The following is an 18,663-nucleotide window of genomic DNA, read 5'->3' on the forward strand; positions in this document are numbered from 1 at the left end:
TTATTGTCCTAACAGATAATTTAATTCAATAATTGTTGTATTCAATTGTTTAATGGCATCGAAATATTTTTCCTTAATGCTAATCGTTTCATTATTCAGCAGTGTATATTCCAAATAATTAATTGCTCCATTTTTTAACTGACTGGCTAAAGTTTTATTGATATCAGCAGCAGTTTTTAAGCCTTTGCTTTCCAATTCATCAACCATTTGTAACTGTTGGTGATATTGCTGATAAGTAGCTTTTAAATGACTTGATAACTGTTTACTTTTCAAAGCAGTTTCTGATTTAGCAAATTCTTCATAAACCTTTGCTGATTTTACACGATTTCGTTGTGAACCGCCAAGTAATGGAATACTTAAACCCAATTGCATCGATTGAAACCGGTTATTGGTTCCGTATTTAATTCCATCTTGCAGGGTTGTAGTGTTATAACCCAAATTTATTTCGGGTAAAAGTTTAGATTGCTCCACTTTCGTAACCACGCTTGCCGTCTGCTCATCTTGCAATCGAAGTTTTATTTCCGGATGATTTTTAACTGCAAGCGTATCCGAAAATTCCAAGCCAGCTATCAAATCATCAGCCTTTGGCAAAAAAATATTATTGCTATTTAATAAAAATGAAAACTGTTGCTGCAATAAATTTTCTTCAATATTTAATTGCTTAAGCTTTGTCGAAATTTGCATTAACTGATTATCTGCATTCGCTTTTTCCAGCATATTGCTTTCTCCGCTTTTTAAGCGCAATGTAGCCAGTTGCTGTAATTTACTGTAATTACTATCCGCTTGTTTATACGTTTTTTTAATTTCCTTCAGAATCAATAAATCATAAAAAATCCTGGAGCATAAACGGGTCAACTCAACTTTGTTTAAATCTTGCTGTAGCACTGCGCTTTTCCATTCAGAAAGTAATTTATCCTTTTGTCTGGCATACACACTTGGCAAATTAAACCCCTGGATAACACTAATTTTGTTATCTGTAAAATCGCTGTTGTATTTCCCGTATTCGCCATTAAGACTTAGTGGCGCAATGGTTGTTGCCGTTTTGCTAAGTGCTAAACTATGTGTTGCCCTCAAACTGCTGCTTTTTAGCGCTAAGTTATGTTGATACAAACTATCTAAAGCCTGTGGCAATGTTATCGATTGCTGTGCATTTACAAATATCGAACCCAAGCAAATGGCAATTATTGAAGAAACCTGAATGGTCTTTTTACTTATTTTTATGCCCTTTTCAAAAGCTACATATAATATTGGCAGCACAAAAAGCGTAAGGAATGTGGCGATAATTAACCCGCCTATTACGACTGTGGCCAAAGGCCTTTGCACAGCTGCTCCTGCACCGTTACTTAGCGCCATTGGCAAGAAGCCCAGCGATGCCACAAATGCAGTCATTAATACTGGTCTCAATCGTGTTTTTGTTCCTTTCAAAACAACTTTTTTCATATCACTTTCTCCTGATTTTTTGATGTTATTAAATTCCGATACAAGTACAATTCCGTTGAGTACGGCAATGCCAAACAGCGCAATAAAGCCCACACCAGCACTAATACTAAAAGGTAAGCCTCTTAAAGCGAGCAGAAAAATTCCGCCTATTGCAGATAATGGTATTGCGGTATAAATTAATAGTCCATATTTAATTGAACCGAATGCAAAATATAGCAATAGAAAAATTAAAATAAGCGATACCGGTACGGCAATCATTAATCTCGATTTTGCCTCATTAAGATTTTGGAATGAACCGCCATAGTTAATCGTGTATCCTGTAGGTAACTTAATATTAGCTTTTACCTTCTGTTGTAATTCATTTACAATACTCTCTACATCTCGGTCACTAACATTAAAACCAACTAAAATACGGCGTTTTGTATCTTCTCTTTGTATTTGACTTGGGCTATTAATTAATGAAACCTTCGCAAGTTGACTCAATGGAATTTGATTGCCATTTGGAGCTGGTATAAGCAAGCGCTGCACATCCTGGATGCTTCTGCGCTGGTCATTTTGAAGCTTTACAATTAAATCGAACCTTTTCTCTCCTTCAAAAACCAAACCTGTACTTTGCCCCGCAAAAGCTGTATTTACATTTCTATTGATATCAGAAATATTTAAACCATATTGCGCAATTACGGCCCTATTGTATTGAATCACAATTTGTGGCGTACCCGAAATCTGTTCTACATAAATATCTGTTGTACCATCAATTTTTCGAAGCAGATTACCAACCTGCTTTGCATAAATCGCCAACGTATCAAAATCCTCCCCAAAAATTTTACAAACTACATCTTGCCTTGCACCTGTCATTAACTCATTAAACCTCATTTGTACCGGAAACTGAAAGCTTGTGGTCACCCCAGGAATGTCACTTGCTGCTTGCTCCATTTTTTTAGTTAAATCCTTAAAATTATCAGCAGTTGTCCACTCTTTTTTAGGTTTGAGATTAATAATCATATCGCCCATGTCCATTGGTAATGGTTCTGTAGGTACTTCACTACTTCCTATTTTGGTTACAATATTCTTCACCTCCGGAAAACGGGATTTCAGAATTCCCGCTACTTTCTGAATATTTTCTATGGAAGTATTTAGGTTACTGCCAGATAAAACTCGTGTTTCAACCGCATAATCACCTTCTTCGATGGATGGGATAAATTCTCCTCCTAAATTGGTTAAGATAAAAACTGAAATTGTAAAAAGTATAATCACAATGGTAATTACTGTTTTAGGGAAGGCTAATATTTTGTTTAGCCAGATGCTATATCTGTTTTCGATTTTCTCCATCCCACGGTCTGCAAGATTAGCTTTAGTTTTAATTTTCTTACTCAATAACAAACTGCTAATCATAGGGATGTAGGTTAGCGACAAAATGAATGCACCTAATAAAGCAAAGGCTACAGTTTGTGCCATTGGCTTAAACATTTTCCCTTCTATACCTTGCAAACTAAAAATTGGAAGGTAAACGATAAGGATAATAATTTGCCCAAAAACTGCGCTATTCATCATTTTCGATGAGGCACTTTTCACCTCCGAATCCATTTGATTTTGCTTAAGAATAGAAACACCGCCAAACTTTTTACTATGCGCAAGCTGATGCATAACAGCTTCTACAATAATCACTGCTCCATCTACAATTAAACCAAAATCTAGCGCACCTAAACTCATTAAATTGCCACTTACGCCGAAAATATTCATCATAATAATGGCAAAAAGCATTGAAAGTGGAATAACTGAGGCCACAATTAAACCTGCCCTTAAATTCCCAAGGAAAACAACCAATACAAAAACGACAATTAATGCACCCTCCAGAAGATTGGTTTCGACTGTATTGATGGCATTATTTACCATGCTTGTCCGATCTAAGAAAGGTACGATTTCTACACCCTCAGGCAAGGTTTCGGTAATTTGCTTAATCTTGGCTTTGATATCCTTAACAACAACATTACTATTGGCACCTTTCAGCATCATCACAATTGCACCAGAAACTTCTCCCTCATTATTAAAAGTCAATGCTCCGTATCTTGTTGCAAAGCCAATTTCAACATTTGCAACATCTCTAATAAGTAGTGGTGTACTTTCAGGATTATTCTTAACAACAATATTTTCAATATCTTCCCTATTACCAATCAAACCCTCTGTGCGGATGTATTGTACAGTAGCCTGTTTCTCGATATAAGCCCCTCCGGTATTTTGGTTATTGCGTTCTAAAGCATTAAAAACATCACTAATGGTTACTTTATGTGCTAAAAGTTTGCTCGGATTAACCGTTACCTGATATTGTTTAAGCTTGCCGCCAAAACTACTTACTTCAGCTACCCCCTTAACACCTAAAAGCTGTCGCCTTACAATCCAATCCTGAATGGTACGGAGTTCTGTAATATTGTAACGGTGTTCGTAGCCTTTTTTGGGTTTAATGGCATATTGATAAACTTCTCCCAACCCCGTAGAAATTGGTCCCATTTCTGGCTTGCCTATTCCTTGCGGAATTTGTTCCTGAACAACCAATAACCTTTCGGCAACTTGCTGTCGAGCCCAGTAAACGTCCACATCATCGTTAAAAACCAGGGTAACCAATGATAAGCCGAAACGGCTGTAACTTCTGATTTCCTTTATCCCTGCAATATTGCTATTGGCTTGCTCTACCGGAAAAGTAACCAAACGTTCAATATCAGTTGCGCCATAAGATGGAGCAGTTGTAATAATTTGTACCTGATTGTTTGTAATATCGGGTACAGCATCAATCGGTAATTTCGATAATTCGAAACAACCATAAATAATCAGACTAAAAGTGAATAGCCCGATAATGAGTTTATTCCTAATGGAAAACTCAATAATTCGATTCAACATGAAAAAATAGGGTTAATCGTTTCTAAACTAGAATTGGTAGCGATTAGGTTTTGAAAACCTTTGAATCAAGATTTAATTTGATTATTTCTATAACGGTCAATAAAATTGACAAAAGAAAATCAAAAACTAATCAACTAAAAAGCTAAAAATTAAGAAAGGATTAGAGACTTTGGCGGTTGCCAGATTTTTCCGGCGTAAGCCGAGTAAATAACACAATCGTTATTTAAGATTATTTTTTGCTCGGGAACAAGATTAGAAATTCTTTTTAGCATTATGCCAAAAGAAGGTGGCAATGCAGGGCTTAAAGCATTCGCAGCACAAAAGCTGTGTGTTTTAAATGGCAACTGATTATCCCTAGCTTCATCATTATCTGTGTGCGGAATGTTTCCGTAATGATGCACAAGATAGCCTACAAAAGTTATATTTTCATCAATACCTTTATGCTCAAAAAAATGCTGAAATAACACAGGCAATTTGGCCAATTCCTGCAATTCTGTAGTAGAGAACAGGTAAAAACTTATTAGCAGTATGTGTATTAATCTTTTCAACAGCCCAAAATTAACCAATTGAGTTTTAAAAGCAAGAAATGGGTGTAATTTTTACTATGAATTATGAAATAAGATTTAGAATATTGTTACTACAGGATTACAATCACCAATTAATTAAACCTTAACATAAAAGGTATTTAATGTACAAACATAGGTTTCAGCGACTATTTAATAATTATTTACAATGTTTACGTTTTTATTTACAATTCGAATGATTCGATTCGGAAAACGTCAAGCTAGATTTGCTGAATCAATTCGAAAATTATGAAAAATTTAAAAAGAATCACCTATGTATTAATCTTACCGCTTGTTGTGGTAAGCGGATTAGTTTTCGCTAACCGTGAAACTAAAAATGACGTTAAACCATCTCCAATCCTAACCAGTGCCGAGCGTAATGCCCGTGCAATGGAAGATAGAAAAAAATGGGAAGCCTCTCCCGATGGTTTAAAGTACAAAGAATGGGAACTATCTCTTGATGGTAAAAGAGTGCATGCTAGTTATGATAAAATAAGAAAGTACATCAAGGATTTCAGTAATATGGAGGCCATTATTACATCTGTTACTTATCGTCGTCCAAATGCGAATTCATCATCACCAAAATGGCTTATTGTTAAGATTGATGGCGAGGAATATATGATGCAATTTAATGCTAAAGAATTCGAATCGCTAAAGAGCCTTAAGGTAAACGATAAAGTCATTGTAAAAAGCCACAGCGCTGGATATTCTCCAAATCATCTGTATTTAATTGTATCTGGCGATTATATTGAACATAATAATAAAGTACTTTTTAAACGTGAATTTAATAAAAATGGTGGTTGTTAAAATTTACGTTTTATAAAATTAGAAAAGAGCAAAAGTAAAAAGCCTGACAAATGTCAGGCCTTTTATTGTACTCAAGAGGAGATTCGAACTCCCACACCCGTACGGGCGCCAGCCCCTCAAGCTGGTGCGTCTACCAATTTCGCCACCTGAGTTTGCGATGCAAATATAATTTAATTTTAGATTTAAGAAACTGCTAATTACAATTCGATTTTTAAGCCATCGTAAGCTAAGCAAATGTTTGCTGGTAAATTTCTTTCTACAGCATCATGCAAGCCTAAGTTATGGCTTATATGAGTTAAATAAGTTGTTTCTGCACCAATTTTTTGAGCAAAAGCTATAGCTTCATTCAAAGTAAAATGAGAAATATGTGGATCTTTTTGCAAAGCATTAAGTACTAAAATTCTTGTTCCTTTTATTTTAGAAAAACTCTCAGTCGAAATAGTTTTAGCATCAGTAATGTAAGTAAAATCGCCAATACGATAACCAGTTATAGGCAGTAAATGATGCATCACTTCGAAAGGAATTATATCATTTGTGCCAACTTGAAACGCTTCACCATTGTTAATGGTATGAAGATTAATCTGGGGCAATCCGTGGTATTTAGTTTCAGCAAAAATATAATAGAATTCCCTTTTTAAAGCAGTCTGAACACGCTCTGTTGCATAAACATCTATTACTTTATGCAGCAAATAATTAAAAGGGCGAATATCATCTAAACCAGCAATATGGTCTTTGTGCTCATGCGTAAAAAGAATAGCATCTAAATCCCTTACTCGTTCTCTTAAAAGTTGGTAGCGAAAATCTGGGCCGCTGTCTATTATGATATTTTTATCTTCTGTCTCTATTAAAACAGACGTTCGTAATCTATTATTATGGCTATCTACTGATGTACAAACTTCGCAATTGCACCCAATTACAGGAACGCCTTGCGATGTACCTGTACCTAAAAAAGTAACCTTCATCGTAAATAATCTTCCTTTCTTAACACGTAATATTCTGTTTGTACCTGCATTAAAATAATTCTGTTTGCTGTAAGGAATGGAAAAATTGACGTTGCTTTTCATCTAACAGATTTTCGGCAGGATTAGTTTGTTTAACTAAATTAATAAGAGCAGCTATTTTACCTTCGAGGTTGGAAAACTTATTTACAACAATAACCTTATTATGTTCGAGTAAGCACGATCCAGTTTTGAAATTTCCTTTTTCATAACGAACCTTAAAACCCATTGCAAACAGCAATTGCTCCAATTTTTCTAAAGTATGATTTGTTAGTGGCAAAGACATTAGAACAAACTTAGAGAAATCTATGCAGCATTTCATATAACAAGAATATTTTTTTAGCGTTTTCTGTTGTCCGTTGTTCGTCTGGCGTTTTTCCTTAGGATGTTAATGACGACTTGAGGAACAAAAGTTCAGTGTATTAGGTGTTTTTGTGGCAAAAAAAAATAAAATAAAAAAGGTTCAGCTGTTGCCAACTGAACCTTTATAAATCTTATCCCGCAAAGCGGAAAAATAACTATCTTAAATCTACTACTTCAACACCTGGATATTTCTTTGCATCAAAAGCAAAAGTTGTTTCAGGTACGTTTACGTTAGGGGAAAAAGTTTTCACATTGTAAGTGTATTTATTTCCATTTTTATCGAATAAAACAACATTTGCAATTTGTTTAGCAGCTTTATCGATACTTAAACGCACTTTAAAAATAGATTTTTTCGCATCAACTGGTGTTAAATCAATCATTTGATAGGTTTTAGCACCAGATTTTTCTTCTCCGGTGTAAACGTATTTAAAACCTTTTTCGTAAACCGTAAAAATTTTTGCCGGATTTATTGCATCTCCACTGTTATCTACATTACTAACTTGTACTTCCTTGTCCTTTTTTAAGTAAGTCCATTGGCTTTTACCATCACTAAACAACTCTTGATTTGTCATGGCTACTTTATATTTATTCGAGTTTGCCTTAACATATAAAGTACCTTGTTGCGTTTCTTTAACTTTTGCTTTCGGGTTATCTAGCGTAAAAGAGAAATCAGTTTTAACAATATTATATGATTTGTATTTTTTACTCACCTCTGCTAAAATTGCTTTTGCCTTCGCATCCGTTTGAGCATAGGCTGAAGTTGTAAAAGCAACAACAACCATTAATGCCGAAATTATTTTTTTCATCTTGTGTTTTTTAAATTTTCTACTAAAACGTTGGAGTAAATTATTCGCTATTGGTTTAATCTAATCCTTCTTATCTATACTATTCAAGAATTGTTCCAAAGAATATTCATCAGGATATAAAACTTCTCGGGCTTTGCTTCCCTCAAACGGACCAACAATACCTGCAGCCTCTAGTTGGTCGATAATTCTACCTGCACGATTATAACCAAGTTTTAGTTTTCGCTGAATTAAAGATGTTGAGCCTTGTTGGTGTAATACAATTAGCCTTGCTGCATCTTCAAAAAATTTATCACGCTCGTTCGGGTCAAAATCTGCTTTGCTGCCCTCTCCTGCTTCATCAATATATTCTGGTAATTGATATGCATCAGAATAACCACGTTGGTTACCTATATATTCAGATATTCTATCAACCTCTGGTGTATCAACGAAAGCACACTGTAGCCTGATTAAGTCGCTACCTGTTGATAAAAGCATATCTCCACGACCAATTAACTGGTCTGCACCACCGCTGTCTAGAATTGTACGTGAATCGATTTTAGATAATACCCTGAAGGCAAGCCTTGCCGGGAAATTGGCTTTAATGGTTCCTGTAATAATATTTACCGATGGACGCTGAGTTGCTAAAACCAAATGAATACCAATGGCACGTGCTAACTGTGCTAAACGGGCAATCGGCGCTTCAACCTCTTTTCCGGCCGTCATCATTAAATCGGCAAACTCATCAACCACTAATACAATAAATGGTAAAAATCTATGTCCGTTATTTGGGTTAAGCTTACGTTTAATGAATTTATCGTTGTATTCCTTTAAATTTCTAACCTGAGCATCTTTTAATAAATCGTAACGTTGATCCATTTCGATACAAAGCGAGTTCAAAGTATTTACAACTTTTTTGGTATCGGTTATAATAGCATCAGCCTCTCCCGGAAGCTTAGCCAAAAAGTGACGCTCAATTCTATTAAATAAAGTTAACTCAACTTTTTTCGGGTCGACCAATACGAATTTTAATTGTGCCGGGTGTTTCTTAAATAATAAAGAAACCAGAATCGCATTTATACCAACCGATTTACCTTGTCCGGTTGCACCAGCAACCAGTAAGTGCGGCATTTTAGCCAAATCAGCAATAAATACCTCATTACTTATGGTTTTACCTAATGCGATTGGTAAATCCATGGCATTTGAAGTCCATTTTTCTGTGTTTAAAATGCTACGCATCGGCACCATTTCTGGATGCTGGTTTGGAACTTCGATACCGATTGTGCCTTTACCCGGCATTGGTGCGATAATACGAATACCCAAAGCCGCTAATGAGAGCGCAATATCATCTTCAAGGTTTTTGATTTTTGAAATCCTTACGCCAGGTGCAGGAATAATCTCATAAAGTGTAACCGTTGGACCAATTGTCGCTTTAATCTTATCAATCTCGATGTTGTAATGATTAAGCGTTTCTACAATTTTATTCTTGTTGGCTTCTAACTCTTCAGCATTGACCGAAATTTTGTTGGTGCCATAATTCTCTAATAAATCTACAGTTGGGTATTTATAACCAGATAAATCTAGTTTTTCATCATAATTTCCAAACTGTTCTACCAAATCATCAGATTTCTTCTCCTCTTCGGTTTTTTCAATTGTAAATGCAGGCTCTTTTTCTTCTTCAACTGTTGGCTCAACAGTTAAGGGCATAGCTGCTGCAGCCGCGGTTGCCAAAGGTAAGTTTGCTGCCGATGGAGATAAAACAACAGGTTTAACAACTTCTTCCTCATCTTTTTGCTCAAATCTGTTTGGTTGTAAAACTACATTTTGTTGCCTGCGCTCATTAATTGTTGATTTATCACGAATAGGGAACTCTATTGGCTCAACCGTCTCTTCAACTTCTCGGTTGTTGGAAAACTTTTCCCTAACCTCATTTACATAATCAGGCGTTTCGTTATCTAAGTAAACTTCTTTTTGCTTACGCTCTGGTAATTTAAAATCGATATTGTAAGCAATAATCAAAATAGTTAAGCCTGCAAAAGCAATTAAACCGGCTACACCAGCCGCTCCAATTTGCGCCGCAAGTAATTTATTGCTCCAATAACCAAATTCACCCTCAACAAAATGCGGCGATTGCGACCAAAAACTATGTGCAAAACCAAAGGTTAGTGATAAAAACAACAGAAAGAAAAAACTGTAAGCTAGTGTTTTAGAAATTGATAAAATTTTAACCTTAAAAAGTAAACGGTAACCAATTATAAAGAAGGCCAAAACGAATAAGAATGATGCAATTCCGAACCATTCGTAAATAAATTGATGCGATAATAATGCCCCAAATTTACCTAACCAATTTTGCACAATTGGAATAGTTACGCCTGAATCTTTTAATTCTTCAGAAGTTTTGAATAAGTTTCCCCAACCACCATTGGCATCAATTACATAACTCTGGTCATCTTGCCAGGTAAATAAATAAGATGTAAATGCAATTAAAAAATAAAGTGAAAGTATAACAAAAAACAAGCCTACAATTTTTACAGCACGGCCGTCTTGCAAATCGAAATTTGGTAAATATTCTCTTTTTTCTTTTGGCTGCCGACCAGATGACGACCTGCCTGACGCGTTTTCCGCACCTTTATCTCTGAATGTATTGGATTTAAATTGGTTTCCCCTTAACGCCATTTTCTATCGTAATAATTATAAAGAACAAATATAAAATATCTGTTACGAGTTTTACATGTTGCATCAAATTAAATAAAATTATTAAATGCTTGTTAAACCTTAAACAGAAAAATCGGTCTATTATTTTACAACACACAAGTTGCACGTTTTGTCAAAAATGAAACGGATTTTGTTTTAGGTTTTATCCCGTTTTGCCCGGATAGGTTAAACGGGATTTTTTTTTAAAAAATCATTGTTTTGTGTTTCATAGGTACTGTAGTCCTGCTATTCATTCCAATCTTTTTGTTAATTGCTAAAGGTATATATTCAGGGTTGCTGCAAACAAAAAGTATTTCCATTGCTATCAGGTTTATTTAACTCAGGTTAATGCTAATCACATGAAGCTGCTTCCCTCGTAGTTTTTTAAGAATGAGCTCACCAAATACGCAATAATATTTAGTTCAGTTAAAAATTTCGACACATTATTAATTTTTTGTTAATTTAAATCAACTTTTAAATAAAAATCTATATGAGTACAGGGCAACTTGAAGCGCAAATTGAAGCTGGAGATTTACAAGCTGTTAAAGAAATATTAGTTCAGAATCCATCGTTAGCAAATGCGAATACCTCACATAATATATCGCCGTTATTGTTAGCTTGCTATTATAAAAAGCAAGAAATCGCTAATCTAATAACAGAATTTACAGAAAACTTAACTTTATTTGAAGCCTGTGCTGTTGGGAAATTTGATACTGCCACGATGCTAATTTTTCAAAATCCAGCGAGTGTAAACCAATTTTCTGATGATGGATTCACGCCCCTTGGTTTGGCATGTTATTTCGGGCATGAAGAATTATCGAAATTTCTAGTGCTGAAAGGCGCTGATGTTAACTTGGCTTCTAAAAATGGTTTTAATGTTTTCCCGATACATTCTGCCGTGGCTGCAAATAACATAAACATTACTAAAATGCTTTTAGATGCAGGCGCTTATCCTAATGTTTGCCAAAAAGCTGGATTGGCACCTTTGCATACAGCTGCACAATTAGGTAATATAGAATTGATTATTTTACTCTTAGAACATGGTGCTGAAGTTCGCTTACGCATGGAAGGCGGAAAATTACCAGCAGATTTAGCAGCCGAAAAAGGATTTAATGAAATTGCGGATATTTTGAGGGAAGATTAAAATGAGTTTTACGTTACTTAAAATATGATAGGTAATGCATACTCTCAAATTAAATAAAGCTGTTTTTTGATTGTATTATGTTAAGTTTTAAGTTATGTACTACTTAAAACGTATAACGTAAAAATTAACATTTTACTCCCAAATTCTTAACCTCATTTTCTTAATGTATGTTCGGATATCCAAAACAACTGCAGCCAAAAGATAAAAAAGAATTGGAAAACCGACTGCCAAAAAGGACGAATATATGAAAAACAGCCTCACTTTTGCCGTACTCATATTCAACTTATTCGCTAAATAAGTAGAAACCCCAAAACTCTGTTGCTCAAAATAAGTTATAATCCTTTGGAACATTTTATTTTGTTTAAATTTTAATTTCTATACCAATTAACGATAGCGAAATAAATTATTGCTAATCAAACCCTAATTTAATAATAATATTTGATTAAAGTAAAAACAGAAGATTAAGCTAGTCTAAAATCAATTTCTCGAAATCTTGTCTATTCTCATGTTTTATAAACAAAATTTGCTGTTCTTCTAAACCCGAATACTTTCTCTTCAATTCGCTTTTGAACTTTTCCAAATCTACATCAGCCTGTAAAATCACTGTCAGAGCATCAGCATTGCCCCTTACCTCAATAATTTTATCGGGATAAAGCTCTCTAAGTTCGTGTGGGAATTCCATATTTCATAAACCGATTTAAAGGTGGAAAGTTTGAAAAAAATTGAAGGAAATTAAGCTTGTTTTAAAATCTTAATTCCAATACCACAAGATAAACATTTTTTCTGATCGCAATATTGCTTTTTCAACTGCAAAATACCTTGAGAAGCAAAGGCATTTTCTATCATAACGCCTGCCGAAAGAAATTTATCAGTAATCGCATTTTCTTCAGCAGGTAAGCTTTCTAGTAATTTAATAGCGCTGCTGATGTAGAATTGAGTACCGGTATTTTTACCATAGGCAAATAAAAACAATGCAACTGTGTTTAATAAAATATTATCAATCGATTTTTTTCCAATCTGAGTTTTTACACCAACCGCCTCTTTTTTAAAATGATAATGTGTTTTCCAATACGGGTTAACAGGTAGTTCATCAAATAAATTGCGTAAATCTTTTACCTCTTTAATCTCTATTATTTTAGAAAACAAATGGTTTGCTTTTACAATTAATGCGGCAAATTGCGCTAAGCGAATAGTTGGAAAATTTTGTGGACGCATTCGCATAAATTTCCACATTGAAACTTCGATAGGTTTCAGTGCGTATTTTCTTTGTAAAAACAGAAATTCTTGTTTCAACTTTACCGGATATTCTTCCTTAAATTCATCATTCAAAAAGCCGGCGGCACCAAAAACCAATGCTTCAATTTGCATAGCATTATCTTTATGCTTGCCGTAAATTTGCTGTGGAATTGCTTTTGCAAATAATTCAAATGGAAATGCGTTTACCTTAAATCCAAAATTTCTGGCCGTAAAACGATAAAAGGTTTCATCCCAATTTCCATTTAATCCTTTTAATGTTTTAATTACCGATTCCGTTTTCTCTTCAAATCTTTCTATCAGCGTTCTAGATAAGAAGGAATCTATTATCAGCTTATTTACATTTCCAATTTGCGTTGCACAGGGAAAATCTGTTAGTGATAAAAATAAATGTTCATATTTTTCGATCAGATCACCAGCAATTCGGTTTTTAAGTTCAAGCACTGGCAGAACCGAACCATCAATTCTTTTAATTTGAACATCATTATCATAAACCACATGCAGAATTACATTTTCATAACTGGCATCAGTTTGGTGATTGTGCTTTAACCAGTCAGAAGATTTTATGTGAATTTCAATGTTACCTGCCCAAACGGTTCCTCCAATCTGAATTTTAGCATTATTAAAATCTGGACCAGAATTTTTATTTAATAAGCCTTGATGAATAATTTTTAAATTTTCTCCAGTATCAATTTTTAGATCATTGTTATCAAACGACCTAAATTGCCATACATAATGAAGAAAATCTTCAAGAAAATTCATTTTTGAAGATAGAAAATATTCCTAAAAGTTTTATAACATTTTGTGTACCTGCTATTTTTTATAAAATGAGCTTTATAACATATTTAAAAGATTTCTCCACTTTCGGTCGAAATGACGGTTCGAAATTTTAAATAGCTTGAACTTTCTTCTTATAATTAGTAATAAAAACCCCTGCAATAATTAAAATAGTTGCCACAATTAAATCTATATCCACTTTCTCGTTAAGGATTAACCAACCCAAAAATATCGCAATAATCGTATTAAAATAAGTTAAAATAGAAACCTCAGAAGCTGAAACTTTTTTCAAAGCATAGTGATAGCAGAAATAGCCCAGAACGGAGCCAAATATAGCCAGATAAACTGCTGCAAGTATGCTTTCAGTTTTCCATGAGCTTACATCGGCTTTGCCAGAAAAAATTAATGCCAAACCAAATTGCACAATTGCAGAGAATACAAATTGATAAAATAGATTTAAGAAAATGTACTGAGGTTTTCCACTGTGTTTTTTGGAATAAATGGTTCCGATAGTCCAACCTGAAACCGCGATAACTAATGATAAAATCCCATTGCGATAGCCAGGCTCAAGTAAATCACTTATTCCATCTCTAAAAATAAATACTATACCTAAAAAACCTATAAAAACACCTATAAAACCTTTCAAACTTGGTTTTTGAATCCCCAGAAATACACAGCCTAAAAAAACTAATAATGGTGATGTTGCATTAATTAAAGAAGTTAAGCCACTTGGTATGGTTTTTTCTGCAACGGTTGTCATTCCATTTGCGATAACAACCGTTAATATAGAGAGCAAAATCTGACGTTTAAAACCCGACCAACCAATCCATTTTAATTCCTTTTGCTTAATTAAAATAAATAGAATTATTAAAGATGCAATGGTTTGGCGAATGGCTGTTACATACCAAGCCGGAATACTTTCTACCGCAACACGAATGCCTAAATAGGTTGTCCCCCAGATTAAGGCTACGCCTGATAATGAAAGTATAAGTTTTAAATCTATTTTTGATTTCATAATTCGAAAAAGCTTGCCACGGAAACACTAAAATCATGGAACTTAAAATACCTTTTCCGTGTATTCCGTGCTCACGTGGCGATAATTTGTCAACACAAATCATTAAAATAAAAAAGCTTGCCACAGAAACACTGGATTCATGGAATACCTTTTCCATGTATTACATATTTTCGTGACAAAATGATAAACTTTTGGTTAAATTAAATCAGCGTCAACTAAAATCTGCTCCATTTCTTGCTGCAATTTTAGAGCCTCTTCCCTAGCCTTTTCTGCAAAATCTTCTCCCTGGCTAGCGTATATAATTGCTCTCGAAGAATTTATTAACAATCCGCATTGAGAATTTAAACCATATTTACACACTTCATGTAAATCGCCTCCCTGTGCACCAACACCAGGAACTAAAAGAAAATGATTTGGTGCTAATTTGCGAACATCGGCAAATGCAGAACCGCGAGTTGCACCAACGACATACATCATTTGTTCATCTGTTGCCCAATTTTGAGAGGTTTTTAATACCTTTTCAAAAAGCTTATCCGCTCCTATTTCTTGCAGTTGAAAATCAGCATGACCAGAATTTGAAGTTAAAGCCAACAGAATTACCCATTTATTTTCGAAAGTTAAAAATGGTGTTACTGAATCGCTGCCCATATATGGAGCAACGGTAACAGAATCGAAACTCATTTCTGATGATTTTTCATTGAAAAAGGTTTCTGCATACATTGCTGCTGTGTTTCCAATATCACCACGTTTTGCATCAGCAATTGAAAAAGTATCTTTAGGAAGATATTTCCAGGTTTCGATTAATGTTTCCCAACCTTTTTTGCCATAACACTCGTAAAACGCCGTATTCGGTTTATAACCAACACATAAATCCTTAGTAGCATCAATAATTTGTTTATTAAACTCTAGGATAGGATTTTCATACTTTAATAAGTGCTGAGGGATTTTATCCAACGAAGAATCCAATCCAACGCATAAAAACGAACGCTTTTTTTGTATCTGCTCAAAAAGTTGTTGCTTAGTCATATAATGGCTTATTTGCTGCAAATATGAGGTTTTTTAAGTTTTTGTAAAGAAGAAATAATCTTCACATTAATTATTTTTATAAACATTTTAAACTTTTTCTTGCGGATTACGTTTCAAATACATACAATTGCAACATAATTTCTCAATCGTTTATCTGAATATCCCAGAAAAAATTTATCAAGACTTGTTTTTTGTTACCATTTTCTAAAAACGAAACTTCGTTTTTATTCAGCACGTAAACAATTATAAAACCATTTTGAGTAAACAAAAACCACTCATTTTAGGATTTGTAACCAAAAGAATTTATGCACAATGAAACCGCCAGGGCTTTAGCACTAACACAAATATTTTAGCCTGAGCAGAGTTATAACGGGAAACATCCGTTATAAACAAATGAAAAATTTCTTGAAACATATAAATTTAGAATGTTTAGCAAAACAGAATTAAATGAGAAGCTTACTCCAGAGTTACGTGAGTTAGCAAAGTCTTATGGCATTGAAGGTGCCGAATCCCTAAGAAAAATTGACCTTGTTGAAGTACTTTTACACCAGCAAGATATTATAAATGCAGCTAAAGCTGGTACAGATCCTTATGGCGAATCTGAGCAAGCTGAAGTTGCCACACATTTAAAAGCGAAAGCTGTAAAAGCTGAAAAAACACCAAAAGTAGTAGCTGCTGCAGCCGAAAATCTGACGGCAGAAAAACCTATTAAAAAGAGAGCTCGGTTAAGCAAAGATGAATCTGCTGCTCCTGTAGAAAGAAGAAGAGATTCTGTCACTTTATTTGATGAGCCGCAACATCAACAAAAAGCAGAAACGCAGCCAGATAGAATTGTTGAATCTGAAGATGGTGGCAGCAAACCTATTTCTGCTTTGATTGAGGAAAGTGCAGAAGTAATTCCTGCAGCTCCAAGACAAAGAACAGAGCCTAGAGAGAAGCAAGAAAAACCTCAACGCGAAGATAATCGCCAGCAAAAACAACCAGGAGGTGGCAATCATCATAAAAATGAAAACAGTTATTCAAATCTAGATTTTGATAACGTTATTACAAACGAGGGCGTTTTAGAAATTATGCCTGATGGCTATGGTTTCTTGCGCTCTGCAGATTATAATTACTTAACATCTCCTGATGATATTTATGTATCTCAGTCTCAAATTAAACTTTTTGGTTTAAAAACAGGTGATACTGTAAAAGGTAGCATTCGCCCACCTAAAGAAGGCGAAAAATATTTTCCATTGGTTCGTGTAGAAACCATTAACGGCAGAATCCCAGCTGAAGTTCGAGATCGTGTTCCTTTCGACTATTTAACACCACTTTTTCCGACCGAAAAATTAAATTTGTTTACGGATAACAGTAACTACTCTACCCGTATTATGGATTTATTTACGCCAATCGGTAAAGGTCAACGTGGTTTAATTGTTGCGCAACCAAAAACAGGTAAAACCAATTTACTTAAGGAAGTTGCAAATGCAATTGCTAAAAATCATCCAGAAGTTTATTTAATTATCCTTTTAATAGATGAGCGCCCGGAAGAGGTTACAGATATGGCTCGTAGTGTAAGGGCTGAGGTTATTGCCTCTACTTTTGATGAGCCAGCAGAACGCCACGTAAAAATTGCCAATATTGTTTTAGAAAAATCTAAACGTTTGGTTGAAAGCGGACACGACGTGGTTATATTATTAGATTCAATTACACGTTTAGCGAGAGCTTATAATACGACTGCTCCAGCATCGGGTAAAATTTTATCGGGTGGTGTTGATGCAAATGCATTACACAAACCTAAGCGTTTCTTTGGTGCAGCTCGTAACATTGAAAACGGTGGTTCATTAACAATTTTAGCTACTGCATTAACCGATACTGGTTCTAAAATGGATGAGGTTATCTTTGAAGAATTTAAAGGTACAGGTAACATGGAGTTACAGTTAGACCGTAAATTATCTAACAAACGTATCTTCCCTGCAATTGATATTACAGCATCAAGTACTCGTAGAGATGATTTATTATTAGACAGAGATATATTACAACGTGTTTGGATTTTACGTAACCACCTTGCAGATATGAATAGCCAGGAAGCGATGGAATTTGTACAAGCACAAATAAAAGGCACCAAAAGCAACGAAGAATTTTTAATTTCGATGAATAGCTAGTAAGTAATAAGTTTTAAGTGGTAAGTTTTAGGTAACTATCCACTTAAAACTTATAACGTATAACTTAGAACTTAATGAAAAGGCATATCCCCAATGCGATTACCTGTGCAAACCTATTTTCTGGATGTATTGGAATCGTTTTTGCATTTAAAGGCGACCTTGAAACTGCAGCATATTTTGTTATTCTTTCAGGTATTTTTGATTTTTTCGATGGGATGGTTGCTCGTTTGCTAAATGTTAAATCGGCGATAGGTAAAGATTTAGATTCACTTGCAGATATGGTAAGTTTTGGTTTCTTGCCAGGAATAATCATGTATCAGCTATTAAAATCAAGTGATTATTCTTCAGAATATTTGCCGTATCTAGGCTTTTCCATAACCATATTCTCTGCTTTAAGATTAGCAAAATTTAATAATGATGAAAGGCAAACAGAAGATTTTATTGGATTAAATACGCCAATGAATACACTTTTTATCTGCTCTCTACCATTTATCGCAACTGATTATCCACAAGTGGTTGGTTCAACAATTTTACTCGTAGCTATTACAGCAATTACAAGTTTCTTACTGGTAAGTGAGATAAAAATATTTTCTTTAAAATTTAGTGATTTAAGCTGGGCAAAAAATAAAATAAAATTTATCTTCTTAATTCTATCGGCGATTCTAATTGCAGTATTGCAATTCGCAGCAATACCTTTTGTTTTAATACTTTATATAGCAATGTCAATATTACATTTTAGGTCAAACCAATTAGTTCAATAA

15 protein-coding genes and 1 tRNA gene are annotated in these 18,663 nt (G+C 34.4%); 4 read left to right on the plus strand and 12 right to left on the minus strand.

What is annotated here, in order from left to right:
• Positions 1-4,332 carry a CusA/CzcA family heavy metal efflux RND transporter gene (locus QWY86_RS19500; RefSeq protein WP_290244592.1) on the minus strand — a complete coding sequence of 1,444 codons (4,332 nt, stop codon included), beginning with the start codon at positions 4,330-4,332 and terminating at the stop codon, positions 1-3.
• A gap of 149 nt (positions 4,333-4,481) precedes the next feature.
• Positions 4,482-4,880: a hypothetical protein gene (locus QWY86_RS19505; protein ID WP_290244593.1), complete on the minus strand. Its 399-nt coding sequence runs from the start codon at positions 4,878-4,880 to the stop codon at positions 4,482-4,484.
• 264 nt (positions 4,881-5,144) lie between these two features.
• Between QWY86_RS19505 and QWY86_RS19510 the strand changes: the two genes are divergently transcribed.
• A complete protein-coding gene (locus tag QWY86_RS19510; protein ID WP_290244594.1) occupies positions 5,145-5,702 on the plus strand; it encodes a hypothetical protein in 558 nt (185 codons plus the stop codon).
• 68 nt (positions 5,703-5,770) lie between these two features.
• Here the strand turns inward: QWY86_RS19510 and QWY86_RS19515 are convergent.
• The 5 genes from QWY86_RS19515 to QWY86_RS19535 all read right to left on the minus strand — a co-directional run bounded on the left by QWY86_RS19515 (position 5,771) and on the right by QWY86_RS19535 (position 10,521).
• A tRNA-Leu gene (locus tag QWY86_RS19515) sits at positions 5,771-5,854 on the minus strand.
• 45 nt (positions 5,855-5,899) lie between these two features.
• A complete protein-coding gene (locus QWY86_RS19520; protein ID WP_290244771.1) occupies positions 5,900-6,664 on the minus strand; it encodes an MBL fold metallo-hydrolase in 765 nt (254 codons plus the stop codon).
• A gap of 49 nt (positions 6,665-6,713) precedes the next feature.
• The gene (locus QWY86_RS19525; RefSeq protein WP_290244595.1) at positions 6,714-6,986 is read right to left on the minus strand and encodes a hypothetical protein; all 273 of its coding nucleotides are present in this window, start codon (positions 6,984-6,986) and stop codon (positions 6,714-6,716) included.
• 232 nt (positions 6,987-7,218) lie between these two features.
• Positions 7,219-7,869 (minus strand): outer membrane lipoprotein periplasmic chaperone LolA1, encoded by a 651-nt coding sequence (gene lolA1, locus QWY86_RS19530; protein ID WP_290244596.1) that lies wholly within the window; start codon positions 7,867-7,869, stop codon positions 7,219-7,221.
• Between the two features lie 60 nt (positions 7,870-7,929).
• On the minus strand, positions 7,930-10,521 hold the full coding sequence (locus QWY86_RS19535) for an FtsK/SpoIIIE family DNA translocase (protein ID WP_290244597.1): 2,592 nt from the start codon (positions 10,519-10,521) through the stop codon (positions 7,930-7,932).
• 508 nt (positions 10,522-11,029) lie between these two features.
• On the opposite strand from QWY86_RS19535, the gene QWY86_RS19540 reads away from it, so the two are divergent.
• Positions 11,030-11,683 (plus strand): ankyrin repeat domain-containing protein, encoded by a 654-nt coding sequence (locus QWY86_RS19540; protein ID WP_290244598.1) that lies wholly within the window; start codon positions 11,030-11,032, stop codon positions 11,681-11,683.
• A gap of 132 nt (positions 11,684-11,815) precedes the next feature.
• Here QWY86_RS19540 and QWY86_RS19545 read toward each other — a convergent pair whose 3' ends face one another.
• The 5 genes from QWY86_RS19545 to pyrF all read right to left on the minus strand — a co-directional run bounded on the left by QWY86_RS19545 (position 11,816) and on the right by pyrF (position 15,755).
• Positions 11,816-12,034 (minus strand): PspC domain-containing protein, encoded by a 219-nt coding sequence (locus QWY86_RS19545; RefSeq protein ID WP_290244599.1) that lies wholly within the window; start codon positions 12,032-12,034, stop codon positions 11,816-11,818.
• Between the two features lie 115 nt (positions 12,035-12,149).
• Positions 12,150-12,365, minus strand: a complete 216-nt coding sequence (locus QWY86_RS19550; RefSeq protein WP_290244600.1) for a hypothetical protein — start codon at positions 12,363-12,365, stop codon at positions 12,150-12,152.
• Between the two features lie 50 nt (positions 12,366-12,415).
• Positions 12,416-13,699, minus strand: coding sequence for a DUF2851 family protein (locus QWY86_RS19555; RefSeq protein WP_290244601.1), 1,284 nt, complete (start codon positions 13,697-13,699; stop codon positions 12,416-12,418).
• A 127-nt stretch (positions 13,700-13,826) separates the two neighbouring features.
• Complete coding sequence (locus tag QWY86_RS19560) at positions 13,827-14,729, minus strand: DMT family transporter (protein ID WP_290244602.1); 903 nt, start codon at positions 14,727-14,729, stop codon at positions 13,827-13,829.
• A 195-nt stretch (positions 14,730-14,924) separates the two neighbouring features.
• Entirely contained in the window at positions 14,925-15,755 is an 831-nt protein-coding gene (gene pyrF, locus QWY86_RS19565; protein ID WP_290244603.1) for an orotidine-5'-phosphate decarboxylase, read from the minus strand.
• Between the two features lie 425 nt (positions 15,756-16,180).
• Here pyrF and rho point away from each other — a divergent pair, with 425 nt between their 5' ends.
• Both rho and pssA read left to right on the plus strand, forming a co-directional pair.
• On the plus strand, positions 16,181-17,902 hold the full coding sequence (gene rho, locus QWY86_RS19570; RefSeq protein ID WP_290244604.1) for a transcription termination factor Rho: 1,722 nt from the start codon (positions 16,181-16,183) through the stop codon (positions 17,900-17,902).
• A gap of 74 nt (positions 17,903-17,976) precedes the next feature.
• The gene (gene pssA / locus QWY86_RS19575) at positions 17,977-18,663 is read left to right on the plus strand and encodes a CDP-diacylglycerol--serine O-phosphatidyltransferase (protein WP_290244605.1); all 687 of its coding nucleotides are present in this window, start codon (positions 17,977-17,979) and stop codon (positions 18,661-18,663) included.

Source organism: Pedobacter aquatilis, assembly GCF_030409415.1.
Lineage (GTDB): Bacteria > Bacteroidota > Bacteroidia > Sphingobacteriales > Sphingobacteriaceae > Pedobacter > Pedobacter aquatilis.

Excerpts from the sequence above, each read along its gene's own strand:
- pyrF (WP_290244603.1), bottom strand. The coding sequence starts at position 15,755 with ATGACTAAGCAACAACTTTTTGAGCAGATACAAAAAAAGCGTTCGTTT.
- QWY86_RS19520 (WP_290244771.1), bottom strand. The coding sequence starts at position 6,664 with ATGAAGGTTACTTTTTTAGGTACAGGTACATCGCAAGGCGTTCCTGTA.
- QWY86_RS19500 (WP_290244592.1), bottom strand. The coding sequence starts at position 4,332 with ATGTTGAATCGAATTATTGAGTTTTCCATTAGGAATAAACTCATTATC.
- rho (WP_290244604.1), top strand. The coding sequence starts at position 16,181 with ATGTTTAGCAAAACAGAATTAAATGAGAAGCTTACTCCAGAGTTACGT.
- QWY86_RS19545 (WP_290244599.1), bottom strand. The coding sequence starts at position 12,034 with ATGTTCCAAAGGATTATAACTTATTTTGAGCAACAGAGTTTTGGGGTT.
- pssA (WP_290244605.1), top strand. The coding sequence starts at position 17,977 with ATGAAAAGGCATATCCCCAATGCGATTACCTGTGCAAACCTATTTTCT.
- QWY86_RS19525 (WP_290244595.1), bottom strand. The coding sequence starts at position 6,986 with ATGTCTTTGCCACTAACAAATCATACTTTAGAAAAATTGGAGCAATTG.
- QWY86_RS19540 (WP_290244598.1), top strand. The coding sequence starts at position 11,030 with ATGAGTACAGGGCAACTTGAAGCGCAAATTGAAGCTGGAGATTTACAA.
- QWY86_RS19560 (WP_290244602.1), bottom strand. The coding sequence starts at position 14,729 with ATGAAATCAAAAATAGATTTAAAACTTATACTTTCATTATCAGGCGTA.
- QWY86_RS19550 (WP_290244600.1), bottom strand. The coding sequence starts at position 12,365 with ATGGAATTCCCACACGAACTTAGAGAGCTTTATCCCGATAAAATTATT.
- QWY86_RS19535 (WP_290244597.1), bottom strand. The coding sequence starts at position 10,521 with ATGGCGTTAAGGGGAAACCAATTTAAATCCAATACATTCAGAGATAAA.
- QWY86_RS19555 (WP_290244601.1), bottom strand. The coding sequence starts at position 13,699 with ATGAATTTTCTTGAAGATTTTCTTCATTATGTATGGCAATTTAGGTCG.
- QWY86_RS19510 (WP_290244594.1), top strand. The coding sequence starts at position 5,145 with ATGAAAAATTTAAAAAGAATCACCTATGTATTAATCTTACCGCTTGTT.
- lolA1 (WP_290244596.1), bottom strand. The coding sequence starts at position 7,869 with ATGAAAAAAATAATTTCGGCATTAATGGTTGTTGTTGCTTTTACAACT.